Source organism: Peribacillus sp. P4_C12 (genome assembly GCF_056402095.1).
Genome location: NZ_JBFUIB010000705.1, coordinates 1 through 1,586 on the forward strand (window position 1 = coordinate 1; position 1,586 = coordinate 1,586).

The window sequence follows — 1,586 nt, forward strand, 5'->3', positions numbered from 1 at the left end:
GGGCTTCTCTCCGTGGTACCACCTTCATTGAATGCAAATTTATGCATCCCACTTTGCCTGATAACGCCAGGATTTGCGCCTATGTTTCGCATAGGACTCAAGAAGCAGGTTCTGCGCTTTTCTGTCGCGGGTCTTCCAGCAATTAACACCGCTCTCTGTCACAGTAAATTTTCGCATACTAATCTTCCTTCAACGTTCATGGTTTTAATATAGTATGCAAAATTATCATCTTGATGTCAACACCATTCAAAAACCTTTATTAAATCTTAAAGCGCTATCGCTGGGCCGAAGAATTCATAGTGGATTTTTTCTGGATCTATCCCAAGCTCTTTCAGACAAGTAATAATAGCTTTCATAAACGGGACCGGACCACATACATAATAATCTGCTTCAGGTTTTACATGACTGCTTAATAGTTCCGCATCCATATAACCTTGCTTCTCAAAATTCGGTAAGTTCTTATCTTCTTCGCTCGGATTTTTATAAACAAAGGATAATTGATAATTAGTCAATTTTTGAGAAAGTTCTGTCAACTCACTTCTAAACGGCTGCAATGCACCATTTTCAGAGGCATGAATGAATTGTACATCACGTTCGGGCTTTTGATCAGCAACCGCATGTACCATGCTCATGAAAGGAGTTATTCCAACGCCGCCGCTAAGAAATACTAGAGGTGTTTGTTTTTCCATGTTGATAGTGAAATCTCCAGCAGGAGCGGTTACGTCTATCATGTCTCCCACCTGAATAACTTCATGCAGATAGTTTGAGACTCTACCATCTGGAGAGATTCCCGGCTTTTCTTTTTTGACAGAAATCCGGAAGTAATCTTTTCCAGGTGAAGCTGATAAACTATACTGACGGTTGAATAAGTAACGTTCACCCTGTATCTCCATACGTATGGTCACATATTGTCCAGGTAAAAATGATGGAACCGCATCACCATTTGCTGGCTTTAAATAAAAGGAAGTAATTACATCGCTTTCCTGTACTTTTTCCACTACAGTGAATGGTTTGAAATCAGACCATCCTCCGTCCTGATTGGAAGCTTGATCGTACATTTCCTTTTCTATGCTAATAAATACACCGGCAATGACTCCATATGCCTCTCCCCACGCATGGATGATTTCCTCGGTAGCCGCATCTTTTAATACTTCTTTAATTGCTCCTAATAAGAATTCTCCTACAATAGGGTAATGTTCCGGTTTAACAGCCAGACTTCTATGTTTTTGTGCTATTTGTTTCACAGCTGGTAAAATCGTTTCAAGTTGATCTATATATTTAGCTGCGGCTAATACGGTGTTAGCAAGTGCATTTTGTTGGCGTCCTTTTTTCTGATTGGCGTGATTGAAAACATTCAATAGTTCAGGATGCGCTTCGAAAAGATTTTCATAAAATACAGTTGTAATAGTTGTACCATGTACTTCTAATACAGGTACAGTGGATTTGATGATGTCGATAGTTTTTTGGGATAGCATGTGTAAACCCCTCTTCTTAAACAAGTATTTTAAATACATGTTTATCTTAGAACTTAATGACTTGAAAAGCAATATATAAAATACATCTTTTTATACTATTAGTATTAATGT

Annotated in this window: 1 protein-coding gene; it reads right to left on the minus strand. The window is 38.3% G+C overall.

The window, feature by feature from the left end:
• Window positions 1-266: 266 nt before the first annotated feature.
• A complete protein-coding gene (gene hmpA, locus AC1DUW_RS28205) occupies window positions 267-1,475 on the minus strand; it encodes an NO-inducible flavohemoprotein (protein WP_053346711.1) in 1,209 nt (402 codons plus the stop codon).
• Between the last annotated feature and the right edge of the window lie 111 nt (window positions 1,476-1,586).

Excerpts from the sequence above, each read along its gene's own strand:
- hmpA (WP_053346711.1), bottom strand. The coding sequence starts at position 1,475 with ATGCTATCCCAAAAAACTATCGACATCATCAAATCCACTGTACCTGTA.